The 20,405-nt window shown below is 56.4% G+C and carries 14 protein-coding genes; 3 read left to right on the top strand and 11 right to left on the bottom strand.

Annotated elements, in window-relative coordinates; translation table 11 throughout:
* Positions 1–3,045 (top strand): efflux RND transporter permease subunit, encoded by a 3,045-nt coding sequence (locus tag CXF87_RS21240; RefSeq protein ID WP_101148132.1) that lies wholly within the window; start codon positions 1–3, stop codon positions 3,043–3,045.
* Positions 3,046–3,051: 6 nt separating this feature from the next.
* Here the strand turns inward: CXF87_RS21240 and CXF87_RS21235 are convergent, their stop codons facing one another.
* The 5 genes from CXF87_RS21235 to CXF87_RS21215 form a co-directional block, all read right to left on the bottom strand.
* Positions 3,052–3,933, bottom strand: coding sequence for an ABC transporter substrate-binding protein (locus CXF87_RS21235; protein WP_101148131.1), 882 nt, complete (start codon positions 3,931–3,933; stop codon positions 3,052–3,054).
* A gap of 158 nt (positions 3,934–4,091) precedes the next feature.
* Positions 4,092–5,435: an NAD-dependent dihydropyrimidine dehydrogenase subunit PreA gene (gene preA / locus CXF87_RS21230; RefSeq protein ID WP_101148130.1), complete on the bottom strand. Its 1,344-nt coding sequence runs from the start codon at positions 5,433–5,435 to the stop codon at positions 4,092–4,094.
* On the bottom strand, positions 5,432–6,811 hold the full coding sequence (locus CXF87_RS21225) for an NAD(P)-dependent oxidoreductase (protein WP_101148129.1): 1,380 nt from the start codon (positions 6,809–6,811) through the stop codon (positions 5,432–5,434). Before CXF87_RS21225 ends, preA begins: the two co-directional genes overlap by 4 nt.
* 40 nt (positions 6,812–6,851) lie before the next feature.
* Positions 6,852–8,291 carry a dihydropyrimidinase gene (gene hydA / locus CXF87_RS21220; protein WP_101148128.1) on the bottom strand — a complete coding sequence of 480 codons (1,440 nt, stop codon included), beginning with the start codon at positions 8,289–8,291 and terminating at the stop codon, positions 6,852–6,854.
* A gap of 31 nt (positions 8,292–8,322) precedes the next feature.
* Positions 8,323–9,189 (bottom strand): nitrilase-related carbon-nitrogen hydrolase, encoded by an 867-nt coding sequence (locus tag CXF87_RS21215; protein ID WP_101148127.1) that lies wholly within the window; start codon positions 9,187–9,189, stop codon positions 8,323–8,325.
* Between the two features lie 636 nt (positions 9,190–9,825).
* On the opposite strand from CXF87_RS21215, the gene CXF87_RS21210 reads away from it, so the two are divergent.
* On the top strand, positions 9,826–11,343 hold the full coding sequence (locus CXF87_RS21210) for an NCS1 family nucleobase:cation symporter-1 (RefSeq protein WP_101148183.1): 1,518 nt from the start codon (positions 9,826–9,828) through the stop codon (positions 11,341–11,343).
* Positions 11,344–11,401: 58 nt separating this feature from the next.
* Here CXF87_RS21210 and CXF87_RS21205 read toward each other — a convergent pair whose 3' ends face one another.
* Positions 11,402–12,304, bottom strand: a complete 903-nt coding sequence (locus tag CXF87_RS21205; RefSeq protein ID WP_101148126.1) for a LysR family transcriptional regulator — start codon at positions 12,302–12,304, stop codon at positions 11,402–11,404.
* Between the two features lie 191 nt (positions 12,305–12,495).
* On the opposite strand from CXF87_RS21205, the gene CXF87_RS21200 reads away from it, so the two are divergent.
* Entirely contained in the window at positions 12,496–15,546 is a 3,051-nt protein-coding gene (locus CXF87_RS21200; RefSeq protein WP_101148125.1) for a bifunctional diguanylate cyclase/phosphodiesterase, read from the top strand.
* Here the strand turns inward: CXF87_RS21200 and CXF87_RS21195 are convergent.
* The 5 genes from CXF87_RS21195 to CXF87_RS21175 are packed head-to-tail and all read right to left on the bottom strand — an operon-like array spanning position 15,526 to position 20,340.
* Entirely contained in the window at positions 15,526–16,554 is a 1,029-nt protein-coding gene (locus tag CXF87_RS21195) for a CobW family GTP-binding protein (protein WP_101148124.1), read from the bottom strand. The genes CXF87_RS21200 and CXF87_RS21195 overlap by 21 nt on opposite strands.
* 3 nt (positions 16,555–16,557) lie before the next feature.
* Positions 16,558–17,598, bottom strand: a complete 1,041-nt coding sequence (moaA, locus tag CXF87_RS21190) for a GTP 3',8-cyclase MoaA (protein ID WP_101148123.1) — start codon at positions 17,596–17,598, stop codon at positions 16,558–16,560.
* Positions 17,595–18,866 (bottom strand): molybdopterin molybdotransferase MoeA, encoded by a 1,272-nt coding sequence (gene moeA / locus CXF87_RS21185; RefSeq protein WP_101148122.1) that lies wholly within the window; start codon positions 18,864–18,866, stop codon positions 17,595–17,597. Before moeA ends, moaA begins: the two co-directional genes overlap by 4 nt.
* Positions 18,863–19,474, bottom strand: coding sequence for a molybdenum cofactor guanylyltransferase MobA (mobA, locus tag CXF87_RS21180; protein ID WP_101148121.1), 612 nt, complete (start codon positions 19,472–19,474; stop codon positions 18,863–18,865). Before mobA ends, moeA begins: the two co-directional genes overlap by 4 nt.
* Positions 19,471–20,340, bottom strand: coding sequence for a formate dehydrogenase accessory sulfurtransferase FdhD (locus tag CXF87_RS21175; RefSeq protein ID WP_101148120.1), 870 nt, complete (start codon positions 20,338–20,340; stop codon positions 19,471–19,473). The genes mobA and CXF87_RS21175 overlap by 4 nt, the downstream gene beginning before the upstream one ends.
* Positions 20,341–20,405 lie beyond the last annotated feature (65 nt).

The following is a 20,405-nucleotide window of genomic DNA, read 5'->3' as shown; positions in this document are numbered from 1 at the left end:
ATGGTCGACTACTTTTTACGCCACCGGGCGGCCAGTTATTTAATGACCGTAGTGCTGCTGGCCGGTGGCGCGCTGTCATTTTTAGGCATGGGCCAGCTGGAGTTCCCCGAATTCACCATCCGCAATGCCCTCATCACCACACAGTACCCCGGCGCGACGCCTGAAGAGGTCGAGCAGGAAGTCACCTCGACGCTGGAAGAGTCGATTCAAGAGATGTCGTCGATTAAGCGAGTGAGCTCGGTGAGTTCCGACGGCCTTTCGCAAATTACCGTTGAGCTGGAGAGTACGGTTCAGAACGAAGAGCTTGAGCAGCTATGGGATTCACTGCGTCGCAAGGTGCAGGATGCCCAGGCCGCATTGCCGCCGGGGGCCAGCCGATCCCGCGTCAATGACGACTTTGGCGATGTCTTTGGCTTTATGGTCAACCTGACCGGCGAAGGCTACAGCATGCCTGATCTGGCCGATCATGCCGACTTTCTCAAGCGCGAGCTGACCCTGGTGGAAGGCGTCGAGAAAGTCTCGCTGGGCGGTGAGCATGAAGAGCGCATCTACATCGAAGTCGACCGTGAGCGCCTGCGGGCGTTAAATATACCGCTCACCCGGCTCCAGCAATTGTTGGATACCCAGAATGCCGTGGCCGATGCGGGGCATCTCAAGCAGGATGGTCGCCGTTTTCGTATTACCCCAACGGGCAGTGCCGCAAATATCGATGACCTGCGCGCGCTCATCGTCAGCGAAGGTGACGGTGAACTGGTGCGGCTGAGCGATATTGCCGATGTAAGCCGAGAGCTGACGGAGCAGCCCCAGCAGCTCTATCGTGATATGGGTAGGCCGGCCATATCGTTGGGCGTTTCGTTTGAAAGCGGTGTGAATGTTGTGGCGGTCGGTGAACAACTGCAGCAACGATTGGATCAACTTCAAGCCCGTACGCCGCTGGGCATGGAGCTGAATATCGTCTACAACCAGCCCCAAGTCGTGGATGAGGCGGTCTCCGGCTTTCTGGTGAGCCTGATCCAGGCGGTGGCCATTGTCATCGTGGTGTTGATGCTGTTTATGGGCTGGCGCAGCGGTCTGTTGATGGGCTTTATTCTGCTGATCACCATTATCGGCACCTTTATGCTGATGCGCTTTCATGGTCTGCAGCTGGAAAAGATCTCCCTTGGGGCGCTGATTATCGCCCTCGGTATGTTGGTCGATAATGCCATCGTGGTGACCGAAGGGATGCTGGTGGGCCTAAAGCGTGGCAGCTCGATTCGTGATTCGGCCCATCAGGTAGTGCGGCAAAACGCCTGGCCGTTGCTGGCCGCCACGCTGATCGCGATTGCTGCCTTTGCGCCTATCGGTCTGTCGCCAGACACCACCGGTGAATTTATCGGTTCGCTGTTTTTTGTCCTGCTCTATTCGCTGCTGCTGAGCTGGATTACCGCGCTAACGTTAACGCCTTTCTACTTTAAGCTGTTTTTTCGCAATATCGCACCTGGCGATGGTCAAGAGGACCCCTACAAAGGCGTTGTTTATCGCCTGGTCGGCCGTGTCATCGTTGCCGGCATACGCTGGCGTTGGGTGACGTTGGTGCTAGTGGTAGCAATATTGGCGGGCGCGTTGTTCGGTTTTGGTTCAGTTAAAAATGCCTTCTTTCCGGCCTCGAACACCCCCATCTTTTTTGTCGATTACCGCACGCCGGAAGGCACCGATATCCTCGAGACTCAGCGCCGCGTTAGCGAGTTGGAAACGAGCGTGATGGAGATGCCGGGCATTCGCCATCTCACCACCACCGTGGGCGGCGGATCCCAGCGTTTTACCCTCACTTACTCGCCGGAAGACCGCTACGCCAGCTATGCACAGCTCATTATCGAAACCGACGATAAAGCGACTCAGCGCGAGCGCATGGCCGACGTTGAAAGGGTACTGGAACGCGACCATAGCGATATCGACTACAAGATTGCTCCGCTGGAAGTGGGCCCCGCGCCGAAAGCCAAGCTGGAAGCGCGTTTCTACGGCAGCGACCCGGAAGTACTGCGCCAGCTGGGCGATCAGGTGGAGGCTATGTTCCGCGAGACGGCCAACATGACCAGCGTGCGCACCAGCTGGCGAAACCGGGTACAGGCGATCGAACCGGTATTCATGGAGGACACCGCCCGCCGGTTGGGTGTTACCCGCGAAGGCCTGGCCGCTACGCTCGCACTGAGTACCAGCGGCAGCCAGGTAGGCGTTTATCGCGATGGCAGCGACCTGATTCCCATGGTGGCGCGAGCGATTCCCGAGCAGCGTCACGATGTGGATAACCTGGGCTCGCTCAATGTCTGGAGCGAAGAGCAGGGCCGCTATATCACCGCCGACCAAGTGATCAGCGACATCACCACCCGGGCCGCGGATCCGCTGATCATGCGTCGTAACCGGGAACGCATGCTGGCCGTGTACGGTGAGCCGGACCCGTTAAGCGGGGTGACCGCCGCTAGCGTATTGGCGGAGATTCGCCCTCAGGTAGAAGCGCTGGAGCTGCCCCCCGGCTATCGCCTGGAGTGGGGCGGCGAGTTCGAGACCGCTGGCGAAGCGCAAAGCGGGCTGTTTTCCTCGCTGCCGCTGGGCATCGTGATGATGTTCATCCTTACCGTGGTGCTGTTCAATAACTTCCGCCAACCGTTGGCGATTTGGTCGCTGGTACCGTTGACGATTATCGGTGTTGTCGGCGCGCTGCTGCTCACCGGCTTGCCGTTCTCGTTCATGGCCTTGCTGGGCACGCTGAGCTTGATCGGCATGGTGATCAAAAATGCCATCGTGCTGGTGGAGGAGATCAACGTGCAATTGCCGCTGCATCAGGATCGCTATCATGCGGTAGTGCGCGCAGCGGTGAGCCGTGTACGTCCGGTATCGATGGCGGCGCTGACCACCATGCTGGGGATGATTCCGCTGATCAGCGATGCCTTCTTCGCCAGCATGGCAGTGGCGCTGATTGGAGGCCTGGGCGTTGCCACGCTGTTAACGCTGGTGGTACTGCCGGTGGTCTACTGCGTGCTCTACCGGATCAAGATTCATGCGGATTAACCAGGGTTAATTCAGCGCCGCGGCGACTTCTTCAATCTGTAGGCGCAGGCTCTGCAGGCCGCCGCCAGAGAGGTACCACAGCGCGGGTGTCAGCATCACTACCCGCGCGTTTTTGGCACCGGCGTCTGAAAGTGTTTGGCTTAGGCTGTCAGCATCGGCAGGTTCATCGCCGATCGCAGCGCTGCGGTCAACCACCAGCACCACGTCTGGATTGATTTCGGCAATGGCATCAGCAGAAAGCGGCGTAAAGGTGCGGGTGCCACGGGTTTCGCTCGTTACGCTATCTGGCATTTCGAGTGCGTCTACGCCCAGCATGTCGTGGACGACCGGGTGCTGATTCAGCATCAGATTACCGCCGTTGTGGGTCACCACCAGCGTTTGAGGTGCATTACTAAGTGCTTCTCGCTGGGACCCAATTTCGGCGTGCAGGATTTTAAGCGCCTCTTCCGCTTGGCTATCCGCGTCTAATCGGCCGGCCAGTTCGCGCACATTGGCGTCAAAAGCGGCCAAGTAGTCGTCACCTTGCAGGCTGGTGTTAAGCAGTGGTGCGATGTCGCCAAGTTCGGCTTCCCAATCGCCCTGGCGACCGGTGTAGAGAATCAGGCTAGGTTCGCTTTCGCTGATGGCGTCCATATCCGGCGAGCGCAGGCCGCCAATATCGGTGTATGTCTCTGCTGCGTACTGTTCCAGGTAGTTCGGCAAGCTGGCTTTTGGCACGCCCACCACCTGCTCGCTAAGGCCAAGCGCATCCAGGGTGTCCAGGCTGCCTAGATCGAAGGTGGCTATACGCTGGTCGGCAGCGGCGCTGACAGCTGAAAAAAGCAGCGTAGTGGTGGCAGTAGCGACGAGTGTTGTGGAGAGTGCTGTGGAGAGAAGCTTAGACGTCATAGCTATTCCTTTTATGAGAAAATATTCTATATGCAATAGTTTCTCATCATCGCAGCAAGCCGTGTCGTTGTCTCGTTTAGCATAAGGAACGATGCGTTGCGGAAAACGCGACCGCCTCCTTCAAGGGAGGCGGCCGTTACAGTGATAACCGTGGGTGGTTAAGAGGCGACCCGGAAAGGGTTACGTGGGTCGTTATCCCAGGCCAGAAAGGGTTGACCTGTTTCTTGAGGCACCATGGTGATGCAGTTCTCCACTGGGCAGGTGATCTGACATAGGTTGCAGCCTACACACTCTTCTTCAATCACCTCGTAGCGGCGTGCGCCGTCCTGCTCGGTGAGTTTGGCAATCGACTGGTGGGACGTGTCCTCACAGGCGATATAGCAGCGGCCACACTCGATGCACAAATCCTGGTTGATATGGGCGATGGTCTTGAAGTTGATATCCAGATGCTTCCAGTCGGTGGTTTGCGGGATCGCCTTGCGGGAAAATGCCTCTATTGAGTCGTAACCTTTTTCCGCCATCCAGCGGGAGAGGCCATCTTTCATCTCCTCCACAATGCGAAAGCCGTTAAGCATCGCGGCCGTGCACACCTGTACGCTGCCTGAACCGAGGGCGATAAATTCCGCCGCATCCCGCCAGGTGGAAATGCCGCCAATGCCGGAAATCGGCAGTGTAGGTGTGGCCGGATCACGGGCAATTTCCGCCACCATATTCATCGCAATAGGTTTGACGGCACTCCCGCAGTAACCGCCGTGGGTGCTCTGATGGCCAACGGTGGGTTTGGCGACCATGTTGTCCAGATCGATACTGGTGATCGAATTGATGGTGTTAATCAGCGACACCGCATCGGCGCCACCTCGCAAGGCTGCCTGAGCGCCTACGCGAATATCGGTGATGTTGGGGGTGAGTTTTACAATCACTGGCTTCGAGTAGTGCTTTTTACACCAGTAGGTGACTTTCTCGATCAGGTCAGGGTTTTGGCCTACTGCCGCGCCCATGCCACGCTCCGGCATGCCGTGAGGGCAACCTAAGTTGAGCTCAATGCCATCTGCGCCGGTAGCTTCCACCAGCGGCAGAATGTAGGCCCAGGCCTCTTCATTACAGGGCACCATGATGGAGACAATTAGCGCACGGTCGGGCCAATCCTTCTTCACCTGGGTGATCTCTTGAAGGTTGATCTCCAGCGAACGGTCGGTAATCAGCTCGATATTGTTAAAGCCGATCACCTCACGGTTCTTACCGTAGTGGGCCGAATAGCGTGAGGAGACGTTGACCGCCGGTGGCTCTTCACCGAGGGTTTTCCAAACCACGCCGCCCCAGCCCGCTTCATAGGCGCGCACCACGTTGTAGGCTTTATCGGTGGGCGGTGCAGAGGCTAGCCAGAATGGGTTAGGCGCTTTGATACCGGCAAAATTCACCGACAGATCAACGCCGTTCACCACGCTGTCGCCGCTGTTTTTCTTGCCTGGAAAATAGAGGGTGTTGAAAGGCGTGGTGTTCATGCGGCCTCCTGCTGGGCGGCGAGCGCTTGATGGATGGCGTGAGCCGCCAGCTTGCCGTGCTGCACGGCTTGTACGGTGAGATCCTGGCCGGGTTTCACACAGTCGCCACCGGCATAAACATTGGGTAGCGAGGTGCGGAACCTTCCATCGACATGAATGCGCTCGCCGTCCCGGGCTAACTCGGCGGCGGTGGCATCAGCGAGGCTGGTGTTATCAAAGCGTTGGCCTATGGCTTTGAAGATGGCGTCGGCGGCAATCTCAATCGTTTCGCCCGTCGAGGATAATTGGCCCGCTTGCTCAATGGTCTTGGCAAAGCGCATGCCCGCGACGCGGCCCTGGTCATCCAGCAAGATTTCATCGGGCTGCGCCCAGGTCACCATGCGTACACCGTTGGCTTTGGCGATCTCCTGCTCGTGGTCAGTGGCGGACATCGCCTCAATGCCACGCCGATAGACCAGCGTGACTTCGGTGGCGCCCAGGCGAGCCATTTGCGTTGCCATATCGATCGCAGTATTGCCTGCACCAATCACAATGCAGCGTTTGGCCACGGTGAGGCTGCCCAGGTCATCGGTTTGACGCAGGGTTTTGATGTAGTCCACCGCGGGCATCAGACCCGGCGCCTCTTCGCCGGTTAGGCCCAGGGCGCGGCTGGCACCCAGGCCTAAACCGAGAAACACGCTGTCATACTGCTGATGCAGCGTGGAAAGCTCGAGGTTATACCCGAGCCGCTGGCTATACTGGAGGTCAATGCCGCCGACCTCCAGTAAAAACTCAACTTCCTTGCGGGCAAAGTCATCGGTCATTTTGTAGCGGGCGATGCCGTACTCGTTGAGCCCGCCGGGCTTTTGCTCGGCTTCAAAAATCGTTACTTGGTGGCCCAGCATCGCCAGGCGATGGGCGCAGGAGAGCCCGGCAGGCCCGGCACCTACTACGGCGATGTGGCGGCCAGTGCTGGCGGCGCGCTTAAAGGGGTGGCTATCAAACTGCATATGGTCAGTAGCGTGGCGCTGGAGCAGGCCAATTAATACAGGCTGACACTCGGCGTCGTGGTTACGCACGCAGCTGCGCTCGCAGAGAATTTCGGTGGGGCACACCCGTGCGCAACTGCCGCCCAGGATATTGGCTTCAAGAATGGTTTGCGCTGCACCGTTGATGTTGCTGTCGCTGATTTGGCGAATAAAGCTCGGGATATCAATGTCCGACGGGCAGGCCTCGACGCAGGGCGCGTCATAACAGTAGAGGCAGCGCTGGCTTTCGATGATGGCCTGGCGCGGCGTCAGCGGTGGATGAAGGTCGCTGAAATTATGTGCCAGCGACGCTGGGTCGTAGGTGCCGACCTCTTTTGCGCTGGGCAGATGATCAAGTGAATGGGTCACGGTCGTTTCTCCATTGCTCTGTTCTTGATGAGGGCCGGGGTTAGCGCTTAACGGCCATTGGCGCATTCAGCTCGGCGCGTTTGGCGAGTAGCTCGAATACACCGGGGTAGGCGGGGCGCTCCAAGTAGCGTCCTGCGCCGCGCTCTGCGTGCAGTTCGCCATCGCGCCATGTCCACTTGCCCTGGCTAATGGTGTGGCGAGCAATGCCGCGCACCGTTTTGCCCTCGAAGATGTTGAAGTCGACGTTCTGATGGTGGGTTTTAGCGGAGATCGTGCGCGTACCGTTCGGGTCCCACACCACGATATCGGCATCGGAGCCCACTTGAATGGCGCCTTTACGTGGATAGAGGTTGAAGATCTTGGCGGTGTTGGTGGAGGTGACGGCGACGAACTCCTGAGGCGAGAGCTTGCCGGTATTCACGCCTTCGTCCCACAGCACGGCCAAACGGTCTTCGACTCCGGCGGTGCCGTTAGGGATCTTGGTAAAGTCGTCTTTTCCTGCGGCCTTTTGCTCTTCACAGAAGCAGCAGTGATCGGTGGCAGTGGTTTGCAGATTGCCAGATTGTAGGCCGTGCCAGAGTGCTTCCTGATGGCCTTTGGGGCGGAAGGGTGGGCTCATCACATGGGCCGCCGCCGTTGCCCAGTCTGGATTCTGATAAACGCTGTCGTCGATCACCAGGTGCCCCGCTAAGCACTCGCCAAACACCGGATGGCCCTGCTGACGCGCGTAGGCGATTTCGTCTACTGCATCCTTGGTGGATACGTGTACCAAGTAAACGGGAGCACCCAGGGTGCTGGCAATACGAATCGCCCGGCTCGCGGCTTCGCCTTCCACCTGGGGCGGTCGGGAAAGCGGGTGTGCTTCCGGCCCGGTCATCCCCTGGGCGAGCAGCTTTTGCTGCATGTGGTAGACCAGCTCGCCGTTTTCCGCGTGTACCGTGGGGATCGCCCCAAGCTCTAAACACCGCGAGAAACTCTCCACCAGGATATCGTCGGTGGCCATGATCGCGCCCTTGTAGGCCATGAAGTGCTTGAAGCTGTTAACGCCGTGCTCCCGCACCAGCGTCCCCATCTCTTCTTTGACGCTCTCATCCCACCAGGTAATCGCCACGTGGAAAGCGAAGTCGGTGGCTGCTTTTTCCGCCCAGCCCTGCCAGGTCTCAAAGGCTTCCAACAGCGACTGGCCGGGGCTGGGAATCACGAAATCGATAATAGTGGTGGTCCCGCCCGCCATGGCCGCGGCGGTGCCAGTGTAGAAATCTTCGCTGGCCACCGCGCCCATGAAGGGCATCTGCATATGGGTGTGGGGATCGATACCGCCGGGCATTACCAACTGGTTGCTGGCATCCACCGTCTCGCAGCCCTCGGGTACTTCTAAGTCAGTGCCAATGGCGTGGATTTTTCCATCGACGCAGAGCACGTCAGCGCGGTAGGTGTCGGCGTGGGTGACGACGGTGCCGCCCTTGATCAATAAACTCATGGTTCGCTCCTGGGGTAATTGACTGAGGGGCTTATTCGCCGTCGGTTAAGCGGGTATAGGTTTCCGGGCGGCGGTCACGGAAGAACTGCCAGTTGTTGCGCACCTCGCGCACCATGTCTAAATCGATCTCGTGTACCAGCAGCTCGTCTTCCGTTTCGCTGGCCTGGGCTTCGATCTTGCCGCGTGGGTTAACGATGTAGCTGGAGCCGTAAAAGTCGCCGATATTCCAAGGCGCTTCGCTGCCTACGCGGTTGATGGCAGCGATGAAGCAGCCGTTAGCGGCGGCCGAGGCGGGTTGTTCAAGCTCCCATAAATATTGGGATAGCCCGGCCACAGTCGCGGAGGGGTTGAAGATCACTTCGGCACCGTTAAGGGCCAGTGCTCGCCAGCCTTCAGGGAAGTGGCGGTCATAGCAGATGTACACGCCGATCTTGCCGTAGGCGGTATCGAACACCGGCCAGTTGGATTGGCCCGGCTTAAAGAAGAATTTTTCCCAAAAGCCAGCGACTTGGGGAATGTGTGTCTTGTGGTATTTGCCTAGATAGCTACCGTCGGCGTCGAATACCGCTGCCGTGTTGTAGTAAACGCCGGTCTCGGTCTCCTCAAAGATGGGCACGATAATGACCATGCGGTGCTCAGCCGCGAGCTTCTGCATCATTTGGCAGGTGGGGCCTTCCGGCACCCGCTCGGCGGCGGCGTACCATTTGCCATCCTGGCTGGGGCAAAAATAGGGTTGGTTGAACACTTCTTGGAAACACAGTACTTGCACACCTTGCTCAGCCGCTTGCTGAATCATCGGCAGGTGCGCCTCGTTCATGGCATCGCGAATCGCCGCCGGTTCCAAATCTGTACTGGTTTTTAGGCCCATTTGAATCAGGCCGATTTTCATTTTCTGCATACAAAAGCCCTCTCGTATCCTACGCGCCAACCGCTGGCTCGTTTTTAGTGGTGAGTAACGGTCCGCAGTAATCAGGTATTGCTAATGTTTGTGAGCCGCTATGGATGAGCCATTAGCGTGGGTTGCTTGGCGTGTAGTGATATCGACTAAATGCCGACGGATTATTGTTATGAGTAAAGTTGTCATATTTGACAGCTTTTTGAACATAGTCCCTTATGCAGTCGCTTTTCAAGGTTTTTTTACTGTGGGTATTCGTTTTTATTAACTAATTGATTTTATATGGGATTATTGCTTTTTATCATTGCTTTTACTCATTTGGTGAATGCGTGCACATGAATGGTGATTTATTTATTATTTTATAAATCAATCGCTTAGTATATTTATTCATGGTTTATCTGAAATTTAACGTTTCTTTTTGGTGCGCTATTTTTTTAACCAGCTATGTTTTTTAGGGGAGTTAGTGTGTGTTGATTAAAACAATAACAATTCAATGGGGAGTGATTGTCTGTCTGCCATTTAAGTCAGCTTTTGGTTCAATAAGTTAACGGCCATGCTTTGTTTTTAGGCATGTTTATTGCTGTAACAAGAGCTGAACCCGTGAATGCGATCGGCAATATCGCTGCTGAGGAGAATAAAATGACTGGCTCAAGAACCCAGATGATCGACAGAGAGGGGTTGATTGAACTTCAAGTCGGTGAGGATGTGCGCAATAGTCCTCGCTTCAACGAGGATATTGCGCCTACCCAGGCCAGCGAGCGCACCTGGAGCAAGTGGAACATTGCGGCGCTGTGGGTCGGGATGTCGATTTGTGTTCCCACCTATACGCTGGGCGGCGTATTGACCGCCTACTTTGGCTTGAGCGTTGGCGAGGCACTGTTTGCCATTCTATTAGCGAATATCATCGTGTTGATTCCGCTTACCTTAAACGCTTTTCCTGGCACTAAATTTGGCATTCCCTTTCCCGTCGTTTTACGTTCCTCCTTCGGTATCTTAGGGTCCAATGTGCCTTGCCTGGTGCGGGCATTAGTCGGCTGTGGCTGGTTTGGTATTCAGACCATGTTCGGTGGGCTGGCGATTCACTTGCTGTTGTCTGAGTTGATTCCCGCTTGGGCTGCGCTTGGCGGCGTGGGGGAAGTGATTGGCTTTTTCGTGTTCGGTGCCATGAACCTGTATGTGGTGATTCGCGGGGCAGAATCAATCAAGTGGCTGGAAACCTTGGCCGCACCGCTGCTGTTGGCAGTAGGTGTTGGGTTGATGATATGGGCATGGCCGAATATGTCGATGACCGAGCTGCTGGCGCAGCCGCCTTCGCGCCCTGAGGGAGCTTCCGTTTATGGTTATTTCTTTGCGGGCTTGACCGCCATGGTGGGGTTTTGGGCCACCCTGTCACTGAATATTCCTGACTTCAGCCGTTTTGCCAAAAGCCAAAAAGACCAGATTGCTGGCCAAATCATCGGGCTGCCGCTGACGATGTTCTTCTTTGCCGCCCTCGGTGTGGTATTAACCGCGGCGTCTGAGACGCTGGTGGGCCAGACCGTTGCCGATCCGGTGCGTTTGATTGGCTATATCGATAGCCCCTTTTGGGTCGTCATGGCGATGCTGCTGATCATCATTGCCACGATTTCCACCAACACAGCGTCGAATATTGTTTCGCCAACCAATGATTTCCAGAATATTGCGCCCAAACTGATTAACCAGACCCGCGGTGTACTGATGACCGGGGCGGTGGGCGTTTTGCTGATGGGGTACGATCTGCTGCAAAAGGCAGGTGTGATTCCTCCGGGCGTGTCACTCGAGCAGATGTACTCCAACTGGCTGCTCGGTTACTCCAGCCTGCTCGGCCCCATAGCGGGCATCATGGCGGTCGACTACTTTTTGATCAAAAAACAGCGCTTGGACGTGCCGAGCCTTTATCTGGACAACCACGCCTATCCAGCGGTGAACCTGGCCGGTTTTGTCGCGTTTGGGGTGCCGGTACTGCTCACCTTGATCTCACTGGTGACAGGCACGATGAACTGGTTCTACGATTATGGTTGGTTCACTGGGTCGGCGCTAGGGGCGATTGTTTACTACGCTGCCAGCCAAGTAGTGGCATCGTCTCCACAGGCAGGGCCTGCGCCGTTAATGGCCAGCGAGGTCACCGAGCAGCGTTAATCAGTAGTGGTAGCCAATAGCTATGTTTAAAGCTCGGCACGGAAGCCTGGCTTTTAGATTAGCTACTTTTAATTAAGCCTAAAAAAGCATCGACCACTCGGTTAGGGCGGCGGTCATGACGAGTGACCAACACAAACGGAATGCGGTAGTGCTGCGTGGCAACATGCAACGCCCGCATTTTGCCTGCGCTTACCCATTGCTCGGCAACATGCTCGGGTAGAAAGCCAATAAAACGCCCTGTCAAAATCAAAAAGGCAGCACCTTCGCGGTCGGATGCCGAAGCGCGTAGCGTGAGCGCATCATGGGCTTGGCGTGCCTCAACCGGCAGCGGATAACGAGGTGAAATAGCTGCGTGTTGTGCGATATCTGCAACGCTGAGTGTGTCATCGTGTTCCGCAAACAGCGGGTGCCCTGCGGCACAGTAAAGGTAGGAAGGCTCATCATAAAGGTGTCGGGTTTCTAAGCTGGTGGGTAGGTTCACCGCGGGTACTACGCCGACGTGCAAATGGCCATCCATTACGCCTCGAATAACGGCGTCGGAAGGCTCCATATGAATATGCAGCGTTACCTCATGTTCCGGCGCGCTAAGTTCAGCCAGTGCGTTGGTTACGTGCATGGCCGGAAGCGTCACTAGGTTGTCGGTAATGCCAATATTCAGCTCGCCTTTAATCGTTTGGTGTAAGGCGTTAACGTCGCTTTTGAAGGTTTCCAGGGCCGTTAATAGCGTGAGTCCCGCCTGATAAATCTCTTTACCTTCCTCTGTTAAGCTAAACCCGCTGCGCCCCCGCTGGCAGAGTGAAAAACCCAGCCTTCCCTCTAAATCATTCATGTGCTGGCTAATCGCTGAACGGCTAATACCGAGTGTCGTTTCCGCCGCCGTAAAGCCGCCGCACTCGACGACCGTCTTGAAAATACGAATTAGGCGTATTTCGTAGTCGCTCATTTGGCCTAGCGATGCCATAGCTGCCTCTTGATCAGGAAAAGGGGGCTTTTTTGCTGCATTGGGTTAGACAAAAAATTGATATACATCAAAAAAGCGAAGCGCCACTATCTAGCATTGCGACCATGAAGTCGCTGTGGTGTATCTTTCACTGTTATTTTTTACACTGTATCAGGTGCGCCTGCGCGACACTTGAATAAGGCCAATATTTGATGCGCTCCTCTCGCAGTGATGAGTTAACCCGCAGTACTCAAGCAATTCCGATGTATCGCCAACAGCAGCGGCAAGCCATCGTCATATTTGCGTTGGCTCTATGCATTATGTTGCTGCTATTCGGTTGGTTATTGGAAGGGCAGTACCAGCAAGAGATCCGCTCGGCTGAGTCTCGAGCTATTTCGCGTTCGAATGTAGTGGCCGAGTGGGCAAAGGGTATGCTGGGGCAGAGTGGGCAGGCACTTTTTACCTTGGCGGAGCGAGTGGAGAGTGTCGGAGGGGCGGGCCTCAATAATACGGCGAGCATACAGTATGCTTTAGAAAGTTTGGCTGGCTATATGCCACTAATTGATGAGCTTGGCGTTCTCAATGCCCAAGGGCGTGTCTGGGTAAGTAGTAGCAATAACCGGCATGCGGGTCTTGATATTAGTGAGACTGATTTTTTTCGCTCTTTCCAGCAAGGCAAGCAGCAAGAGCTGGTTACGCCGCTTTACTGGTCATCACAGAACCAGCAGTTCTACCTCTATCACGCTCGGCGGGTAAATGATGCAAACGGTAATTTTAACGGCTTGGTGGTTGCTCGGCTGGTGCCGCAGACCCTGATCGAAGCGCTGCAGCAAATGCGCGTCTATGACGGCGAAAGCATGACCTTGGTGGACTCTAATCTCAAATTAATTGCCCGACATCCCATGCCCACAAACGGCGCTACCGTGGGCAGGCAAATTGAAGATTCTGCTACGCAACAGTGGCTCAAGACGCAAGAAGCGTCACAAACATTTACCGCGCTTTCACCCATTGATGGGCGGGAGCATCTGATCCATTTGCAACGAGTCAGTCACTATCCGGTACTGGTGGCGGTGGGCGTGGATGTGCAGCAGTTATTAGCAGGTTGGCGACAGCGAACACTGGTGTTAACGGGCGTTATGGCGATTATTGTGCTATTGGGGGCGTGGGGAGTGCGCCACTATTTGAACCGCCTCGCGCTCTCTTATCAGTTGCAGACCCGTGAGATGCGGATGGATGCGCTGATTAACTCCCTACAAGACCTGATTTTTGTATTTGATGGTGAGGGACGATTTCGCTTTATCCATGCCATCGAAAAGGACAAGCTACTCTTGGGTAGCCAGCAAGCTCTAGGATTGCACTATCAGCAGGTGTTGCCCCCCGCGTTGGCAAACACCTTTGACGCCATCTTTCATCAAGTTCAGCAAACCCGTCAGGTGGCGACGTTTGAATACCCGCTGATGCTAGGCCAACAGCAACGTTACTTTCATGCCACTGTTAGCCCCTTGGCAAGCAAAACAAAATACTTTGAAGGAGTGCTTTCTGTGACCCGCGATATTACCGACGCGAAGCAAGCCGAGGTTGAACTGCAAATCGCCGCTGCTGCATTCCAGGCGCATTTAGGCATTATGGTGACCGATGCGCGGGGCAATATCCTGAAGGTTAATGACACCTTTAAGCGTATTACCGGTTACAGCGACGAGGAGGTGATTGGCAAAAACCCGCGTATGTTTAGTTCCGGCCACCATAACGCTGCGTTTTATCGTCGGCTTTGGCGTAGCGTTATGGCAACGGGTAACTGGGAAGGGGAGATATGGAATCAGCGCAAAAACGGCGAGCTGTTTCCTGAATGGCTGACCATTAGCGCCGTGTATGGCCACGGCGGTGAATTGACTCACTACGTGGCGACCATGAGCGATATTAGTGAGCGTAAAGCGGCCGAGCAGGAGATCCACCAGCTTGCCTTTTATGACCCGTTAACCGGCTTTGCTAACCGCCGACTGTTTATTGACCGTATTGGTACAGCGTTAAAAGAGCTTAACCGCCATCAGCGCTGTGGCGCGTTAATCCTGATCGATATTGATAACTTTAATCATGTTAACGATACCCTAGGCCACCATGCGGGCGACCAGCTGTTGCAAAGTGTTGCCCGGCGCTTTGGGCAAATGTTGCGAGATACCGACACCTTGGCAAGGTTGGGAAGCGACGAGTTTGCGGTGCTGATTGAAGGGATTGATGGTAGCCCCCGGCAAACTCAGCAACTGGCTGAACATATCGCGTATAAGCTGCTGGCTGCGCTGGATGAGCCGATCAGCGTGGGGGAAGAGAGTGCGTTAGTCACCGCTAGCGTAGGTATTACGATCATCGCAGATAGCCAGCGCAGTGCAGACGACTATCTTCAACAGGGAGATATGGCACTTTCCCAGGCGAAATCCAGCGGCCGACGAGCAGTGCGCTTTTTTAACCCTTCCATGCAGGCAAAACTGCTAGCTAAGGTAAAACTAGAGTCGGATCTTCGCCAAGCGCTTGAGCATCAGCAATGGCAGCTGCATTACCAACCTCAGGTTGATCGTCTGGGTAGATTAATAGGCGTTGAAGCCCTACTGCGCTGGCAGCACCCTGAGCGTGGGTTAGTCTCGCCGGGCGAGTTTATACCGCTGCTAGAGAGCACAGGGCTGATTAATGATGTCGGGGAGTGGGTGCTGGAAGAGGCTTGCCAGCAGTTAGCCCAGTGGGCAGGTTCGCCGCTGCTGGATAGGCTCACGATTTCGGTGAACATCAGCCCATTACAATTCCGCGAGAACAACTTTCTGCAGCGGGTCGAGCAGGTATTTCAGCGCACTCAAGCGCCGCTAGAGCAGCTGAAATTAGAAGTCACTGAAACGCTGTTTGTAGAGGCGCGTGACGATGCACGCGATAAAATGCTCAGTCTAAAAGCCTTGGGCGTTCGTTTTTCGCTGGACGACTTCGGCACCGGCTACTCGTCGCTGGCTTACTTGGCCCAACTGCCGTTGGACCAGCTGAAAATTGACCAATCCTTTGTGCAGCAAGTGCTAGAGAGCAAAGCAAACGCGGCGATTGTGGAAAGTACCATTGCCCTGGCGAAGAGCTTAAACCTGGATGTGATTGCCGAGGGGGTGGAAGTGGAAGCACAGCAGGCGTGGCTGATGGCCCATGGCTGTCACGCCTTTCAGGGCTATCTGTTCGGACGGCCGGTGTCCGTTAATGACATTGAAGCAGCCGTGCTAGCTCAGTCCTACGCTTGAGGCATGCAGCTTGATGAGTAACGCCGCGATCAGCGCGGCGTGCTCAAAGCTCTCGGGGGTAATCACCTCAAGCCGCGAGTCTTGCCGCCAAGCGCTGCTGGCAACGCTTAGGGCACCATCCGCGCGGTTGAACCGTTTCCAGCCGTCAGCGGTGTGGAATACTCCCTTTACCCGCGCCGTAGTGGGCAGCTCGCTAAAACAATAGGCGAGATGATCAAGGTCGAATCGCTCGGTAGGGTGCCAGCGCAGGCCCGTACTGGTGTAACCCAGGGCAGTGGCGGTTTGCTGTTGGGGCTGGCCAGGAGGGGGCGGAAAATCGAAAAAAGCGCCCTCTAGGCTAGGGCTGGCTGCCAGAGCCTGATGCTCGGCAGGCATCGCAGGCTGATCTTGTTGGCGCGCCTGGCCGCTGTCCAAGATGAGCGACACCGGCAGTACCCCTTCCTCAACGGTGTACACCCATTTACGGGCCGGCCATAGCGTGCTGATAAACTGCTGCGCTTGTTGGTGCTGGGCGTTGCTTGCCTGCTCGCCCATGGTGATAGCGATGGCGTCGGCCATATTTAGCTGATCCTGAAACGTGTCGTGCTCGCGCACGCGGGCTTCATCCAATCGGCGTGGGTCAAGCGTGGCGATGATATCCTGCACCGCCACCACGTCTTGAAACGCCTCGCCGCGCAGCAGGTCCAGCAACCCTGCCGGGTGGCCAAGGCCAGAGGGCTCAATAATCACTCGGTCGGGCTTGCTGCGCGCCAATAAATTGACCAGCGCCGCCTGAAGCACGAACGCTAGCTGGCAGCATAGGCAGCCGCCGGGCAAGCCTTTCACCACCACATCATCGCGGGCATCAAACATCGCCTGATCAATGCCGATCTGGCCAAATTCGTTGACCAGAATGGCCCATTTCTCACCCACAGGCTTTTGTTCAATCAGGCTGTGGATAAGCGTGGTTTTGCCGCTACCTAAAAAGCCGGTGACGATGTGAACGGGAACGCGTGAAGCGGCTGCCAACGGTTAACCTCCGGTCATGTTCATAAAGCGCACCACCTGCACGTCGCCATCGGTGGTGAAGTGGTGGCGTTCGGGCTTAAGCGGTAGGGCGTTAATAATGGCGGTTTTGAGCACCTGCATATCGCCAGGATGGCGGCGCAGCACGGCACGCAGATCCACCGAGTGTTCATTGCCTAAACAAAGCAGCAGGCGGCCTTCCACGGTCACCCGCACCCGGTTGCAGGTATCGCAAAAGTTGTGACTATGCGGTGAGATAAACCCAACCCGGCTGTCGCTATCCGCCATCCGGAAGTAGCGCGAGGGCCCTGGGGTGGTTTCTGTCGTGGGGATCAGCGGGTAGCGTGATTCAATCAGCGTCTGAACGTCATCGCTGGAGTAGAAGGTTTCCGCCCGAGAGTGATCGGAAACATCGCCCAGCGGCATCTCTTCGATAAAGCTAATATCGAGGCCTTCCCGGCGGGCAAAAGTGACCAAGTCGATGACTTCGTCGTCATTTCGCCCTTTCAAGATCACCGCGTTAAGCTTGATACGCTTAAAGCCTGCTTCCTGAGCGGCATGAATACCGTCGATGACTTTGGCTAAATCACCGGTGCGGGTGAGTTGCTTGAAGCGTTCGGCATCCAGCGAATCCAGGCTGATATTTAGCCGGCGTAAACCGCCGGCGTACAGCTGCTTGGCGTGTTTGCGCAGGCTGGCGCCGTTGGTGGTCATGGTGAAATCGTTAAGGCCTGGCATCGCGCCGATTTCATCGACCAACTGGGTGATATCACGGCGCACCAGCGGCTCACCACCGGTCAGGCGAATTTTTTCCACGCCGAGTTCGGTAAAGGCGCGGGCGACCATAGCCAGCTCTTCCAGCGTGAGTACCTGGGCGCGGGGCAGGAACGTCATCTCCTCGCTCATGCAGTACACGCAGCGGAAGTCGCAGCGATCGGTGACCGAGATACGCACATAGCTAATGCGCCGACCAAAGTCGTCGATCAGTTGCTGGTCAGTGTCTGGCTGGGCAGATCGCTGTGGATTAGCGTGTCGTTGCTCGGTCATAGCCATCCCGTAAGTGGTTGTATGCTGACTACCTCGCCTGGTTGTGCGCCGTCTTGGTCATCGGCAAGCTCAATCAAACAGTTAGCAGCCACCATCGAGGTTAAAATGCCCGAACCCTGGGCGCCGGTACTGCGCACGTGTAGCTGTCCATTCTCATCAGTATGGTAAACGCCGCGAATAAAGTCAGTACGCTTTAAGCGACTTTTTAACAGGTTATCGGCGATCGCATGCAGGCGATAGGGTAGCGCCATGGGCTGTCCATGAAGACGGTCCAGCAACGGTGTCACAAACTGGCCAAAGGTTACCATGACAGCGACCGGGTTTCCGGGCAAGCCGACAAATGGGGTGCGCGATTCGCCCAGCCAGCCGCAGGCCATGGGGCGCCCTGGGCGCAGTGCCACGCGCCAAAAAGCCAGGCGGCCCAGTTGTTCCAGTGCAGCGCGAGTGAAGTCGGACTGACCCACTGAGACGCCGCCGCTGGTAATCACTAAATCGCTCTGTTCGGCGGCCTGCTTAAGCGCGGTTTTGGTCGCGTTTAAGTCGTCCGGCAGAATGCCCAGATCGATCACCTCTGCCCCCTGCTCGGTGAGTAAGCCGGTCAGCGTGAAGCGGTTAGCATCGTAAATGCCGGCCTTGGGTAGTGGTTCGCCGGGGGCCGTGACTTCATTGCCGGTGGAAAAAATCGCCACTCTGGGGCGCTGGCACACGGTAACCTGTGCGTAACCCAATGATGCTAACAGTCCCATTGAGGCGGCATTGAGCCGTGCTCCCGCAGGTAGCGCCGTGTCGCCAGTGGCAATATCTTCACCGGCCTGGCGAACATGTTGGCCGTGTTTGAGAAGCTCGGGCGACTCAATAATCACATGCGCAGGCTTATCATCTATTGGTTCGCGCAGCTGTTCACTCATCACCACGGTATCGGTGCCCGGCGGCAACGGGGCACCGGTGGTGATGCGCACACAGTGACCGGCAGGTACTAATTCGCTGCGATACTGCCCGGCCAACACCTCACCGGCCAGCGGCCAATGGGTTTGCTTGGCCCCAACACCTTCTTTAGCCAAGGCGAGCGCTACGCCATCCATGGCCGCATTGGTATTTTGTGGCACGTTAATGGGGGCCTGGATGGCCGCAGCCAACCGACGGCCGTGAGCCTGCGCTAGCGGAATCTGTTCGCTGCCCAGCGGGCGCTCAATCAAGGTGGTGAGTGCCTGGCGCGCTTCATCCACGCTAAGCATGCGCTCGCCAAGGTCAAAGCAGGAGAGCGTCATGTCGACACCTTCCCTGAGACGGCTGCCAGCAGACTTTCCAAACGCAGCTTCTCTTCCTCAGTATTAAGATTGGCAAACGCATCGGGACAGTCCGACATATCGACCTTGCACCACGCATGGCGGGCGTACCAACGGTCAATCTTGCGTTCGCCTTCGGCAAGCGTGGCGGCCAAATCATCTGCCAGCGAAGTGCGTAGCAGGGCAACCACTGGATGCAGCCGTTCGCCGTCAAAGGCCACGGCGATATCATGATCGCCAATCCCTGCCACCATGCGCGCCACTAAATTGTCAGGCAGGGCGGGGGAGTCGCAGGGGGCGACTAGTAACCAAGGCGTTTTTGCCGCGCGTAGGCCGCTGTAAATACCCATCAGTGGGCCTTTAAAGCCGCCTTCTTCATCGGCAATCACGCGATCGGCGAAGAAGCGGTAGGCGTCAGCATTGCGGTTGGCGTTAATCAGCAGCTCGGCTACTTGGCCTTCAAGGCGTTTTACGACATGGCCGACTAATGGCAGGCCCGCGAACGGCTCAAGCCCTTTATCCCGGCCACCCATTCTGCGCCCTTCGCCGCCCGCGAGAATCATGCCGGTGAGTTCGTGAGTGGGAATCATGAGCTTGCCTCTTTAGATGAACGGGCATGAGATGGTCGATTAGGTATCGCATCCAGCGCCAAGCGATTCTGCGTATTAATCGCCTGAAAGTGGCGGCCTTTGGCGCGGGCAATCAGCATCACGCCGAAGCGTTCAGCCAGCTCGACGCCTTTTTGGGTAACACCGGAGCGCGAGACCAGTACGCTAATGCCCATTTGCGCCACTTTGAGTACCATCTCAGATGTCAGGCGCCCTGTGGTATAGAAAATATCAGCATCGGCACTGTCGGCTTGTTGCAACCATTGGCGCCCGGCCAGGGTATCCACCGCGTTGTGCCGCCCTACGTCTTCAACAAAGTCGAGCACCTCGGTTTGGCGGCAAAGCGCACAGCCGTGAACGGCGCCCGCGCTGCGGTAGGTCTCATTATAGGCGTTGAGATTTTGCAGCAGTTGATAGAGCGTGGATTGTGCTAACGGCGTATCGGGAAGCGCCGTCAGAGCGGTTTGGTCGAGCAGTTTACCAAAGACCGTGCCCTGGCCGCAGCCGGTCGTCACCGTGCGAGTGCTTAAGCGCGCCTCTAAATCCTCGGGCAAGTGGCGTGTAATGACGACCGCGGCTTCTACTTCCCAATCGACCTGCACGGCGGCTAAATCAGCCGCGGCACGCAGTAGCCCCTGATTGCGTAGATAGCCCACCACCAGCGCTTCAGGGTCATCGCCCAGCGTCATCAGCGTGACGATTTCACGTTTGTTGAGATACACGGTGAGTGCTCGTTCAGCGGCGATGGCCTGCTGACGCGCATCGCCATATTCATCAACGATGCTGATCTCGGTGGTGGCCGGTAAGCGGGCTCGGCTTATCTGAAGGGCAGGCTGAAGGGCGGGCATGGTAATCCTCGCGAAATAGTTCTCGCAAAACGACAGGGTTGACGATGATGGCGCTGGGGATGCTT

This window comes from Halomonas sp. MES3-P3E (genome assembly GCF_002836035.1).
In the GTDB taxonomy this organism is placed as follows: Bacteria; Pseudomonadota; Gammaproteobacteria; order Pseudomonadales; family Halomonadaceae; genus Vreelandella; species Vreelandella arctica.
This window is presented reverse-complemented; position numbering and strand designations above follow the sequence as displayed.

What these genes read in the sequence shown, in the direction of transcription:
- preA (WP_101148130.1), bottom strand. Translation starts at nt 5,435, where the DNA reads ATGAACACCACGCCTTTCAACACCCTCTATTTTCCAGGCAAGAAAAAC.
- CXF87_RS21210 (WP_101148183.1), top strand. Translation starts at nt 9,826, where the DNA reads ATGACTGGCTCAAGAACCCAGATGATCGACAGAGAGGGGTTGATTGAA.
- mobA (WP_101148121.1), bottom strand. Translation starts at nt 19,474, where the DNA reads ATGATTCCCACTCACGAACTCACCGGCATGATTCTCGCGGGCGGCGAA.
- moaA (WP_101148123.1), bottom strand. Translation starts at nt 17,598, where the DNA reads ATGACCGAGCAACGACACGCTAATCCACAGCGATCTGCCCAGCCAGAC.
- CXF87_RS21235 (WP_101148131.1), bottom strand. Translation starts at nt 3,933, where the DNA reads ATGACGTCTAAGCTTCTCTCCACAGCACTCTCCACAACACTCGTCGCT.
- CXF87_RS21215 (WP_101148127.1), bottom strand. Translation starts at nt 9,189, where the DNA reads ATGCAGAAAATGAAAATCGGCCTGATTCAAATGGGCCTAAAAACCAGT.
- CXF87_RS21200 (WP_101148125.1), top strand. Translation starts at nt 12,496, where the DNA reads ATGCGCTCCTCTCGCAGTGATGAGTTAACCCGCAGTACTCAAGCAATT.
- CXF87_RS21175 (WP_101148120.1), bottom strand. Translation starts at nt 20,340, where the DNA reads ATGCCCGCCCTTCAGCCTGCCCTTCAGATAAGCCGAGCCCGCTTACCG.
- CXF87_RS21240 (WP_101148132.1), top strand. Translation starts at nt 1, where the DNA reads ATGGTCGACTACTTTTTACGCCACCGGGCGGCCAGTTATTTAATGACC.
- hydA (WP_101148128.1), bottom strand. Translation starts at nt 8,291, where the DNA reads ATGAGTTTATTGATCAAGGGCGGCACCGTCGTCACCCACGCCGACACC.
- moeA (WP_101148122.1), bottom strand. Translation starts at nt 18,866, where the DNA reads ATGACGCTCTCCTGCTTTGACCTTGGCGAGCGCATGCTTAGCGTGGAT.
- CXF87_RS21205 (WP_101148126.1), bottom strand. Translation starts at nt 12,304, where the DNA reads ATGGCATCGCTAGGCCAAATGAGCGACTACGAAATACGCCTAATTCGT.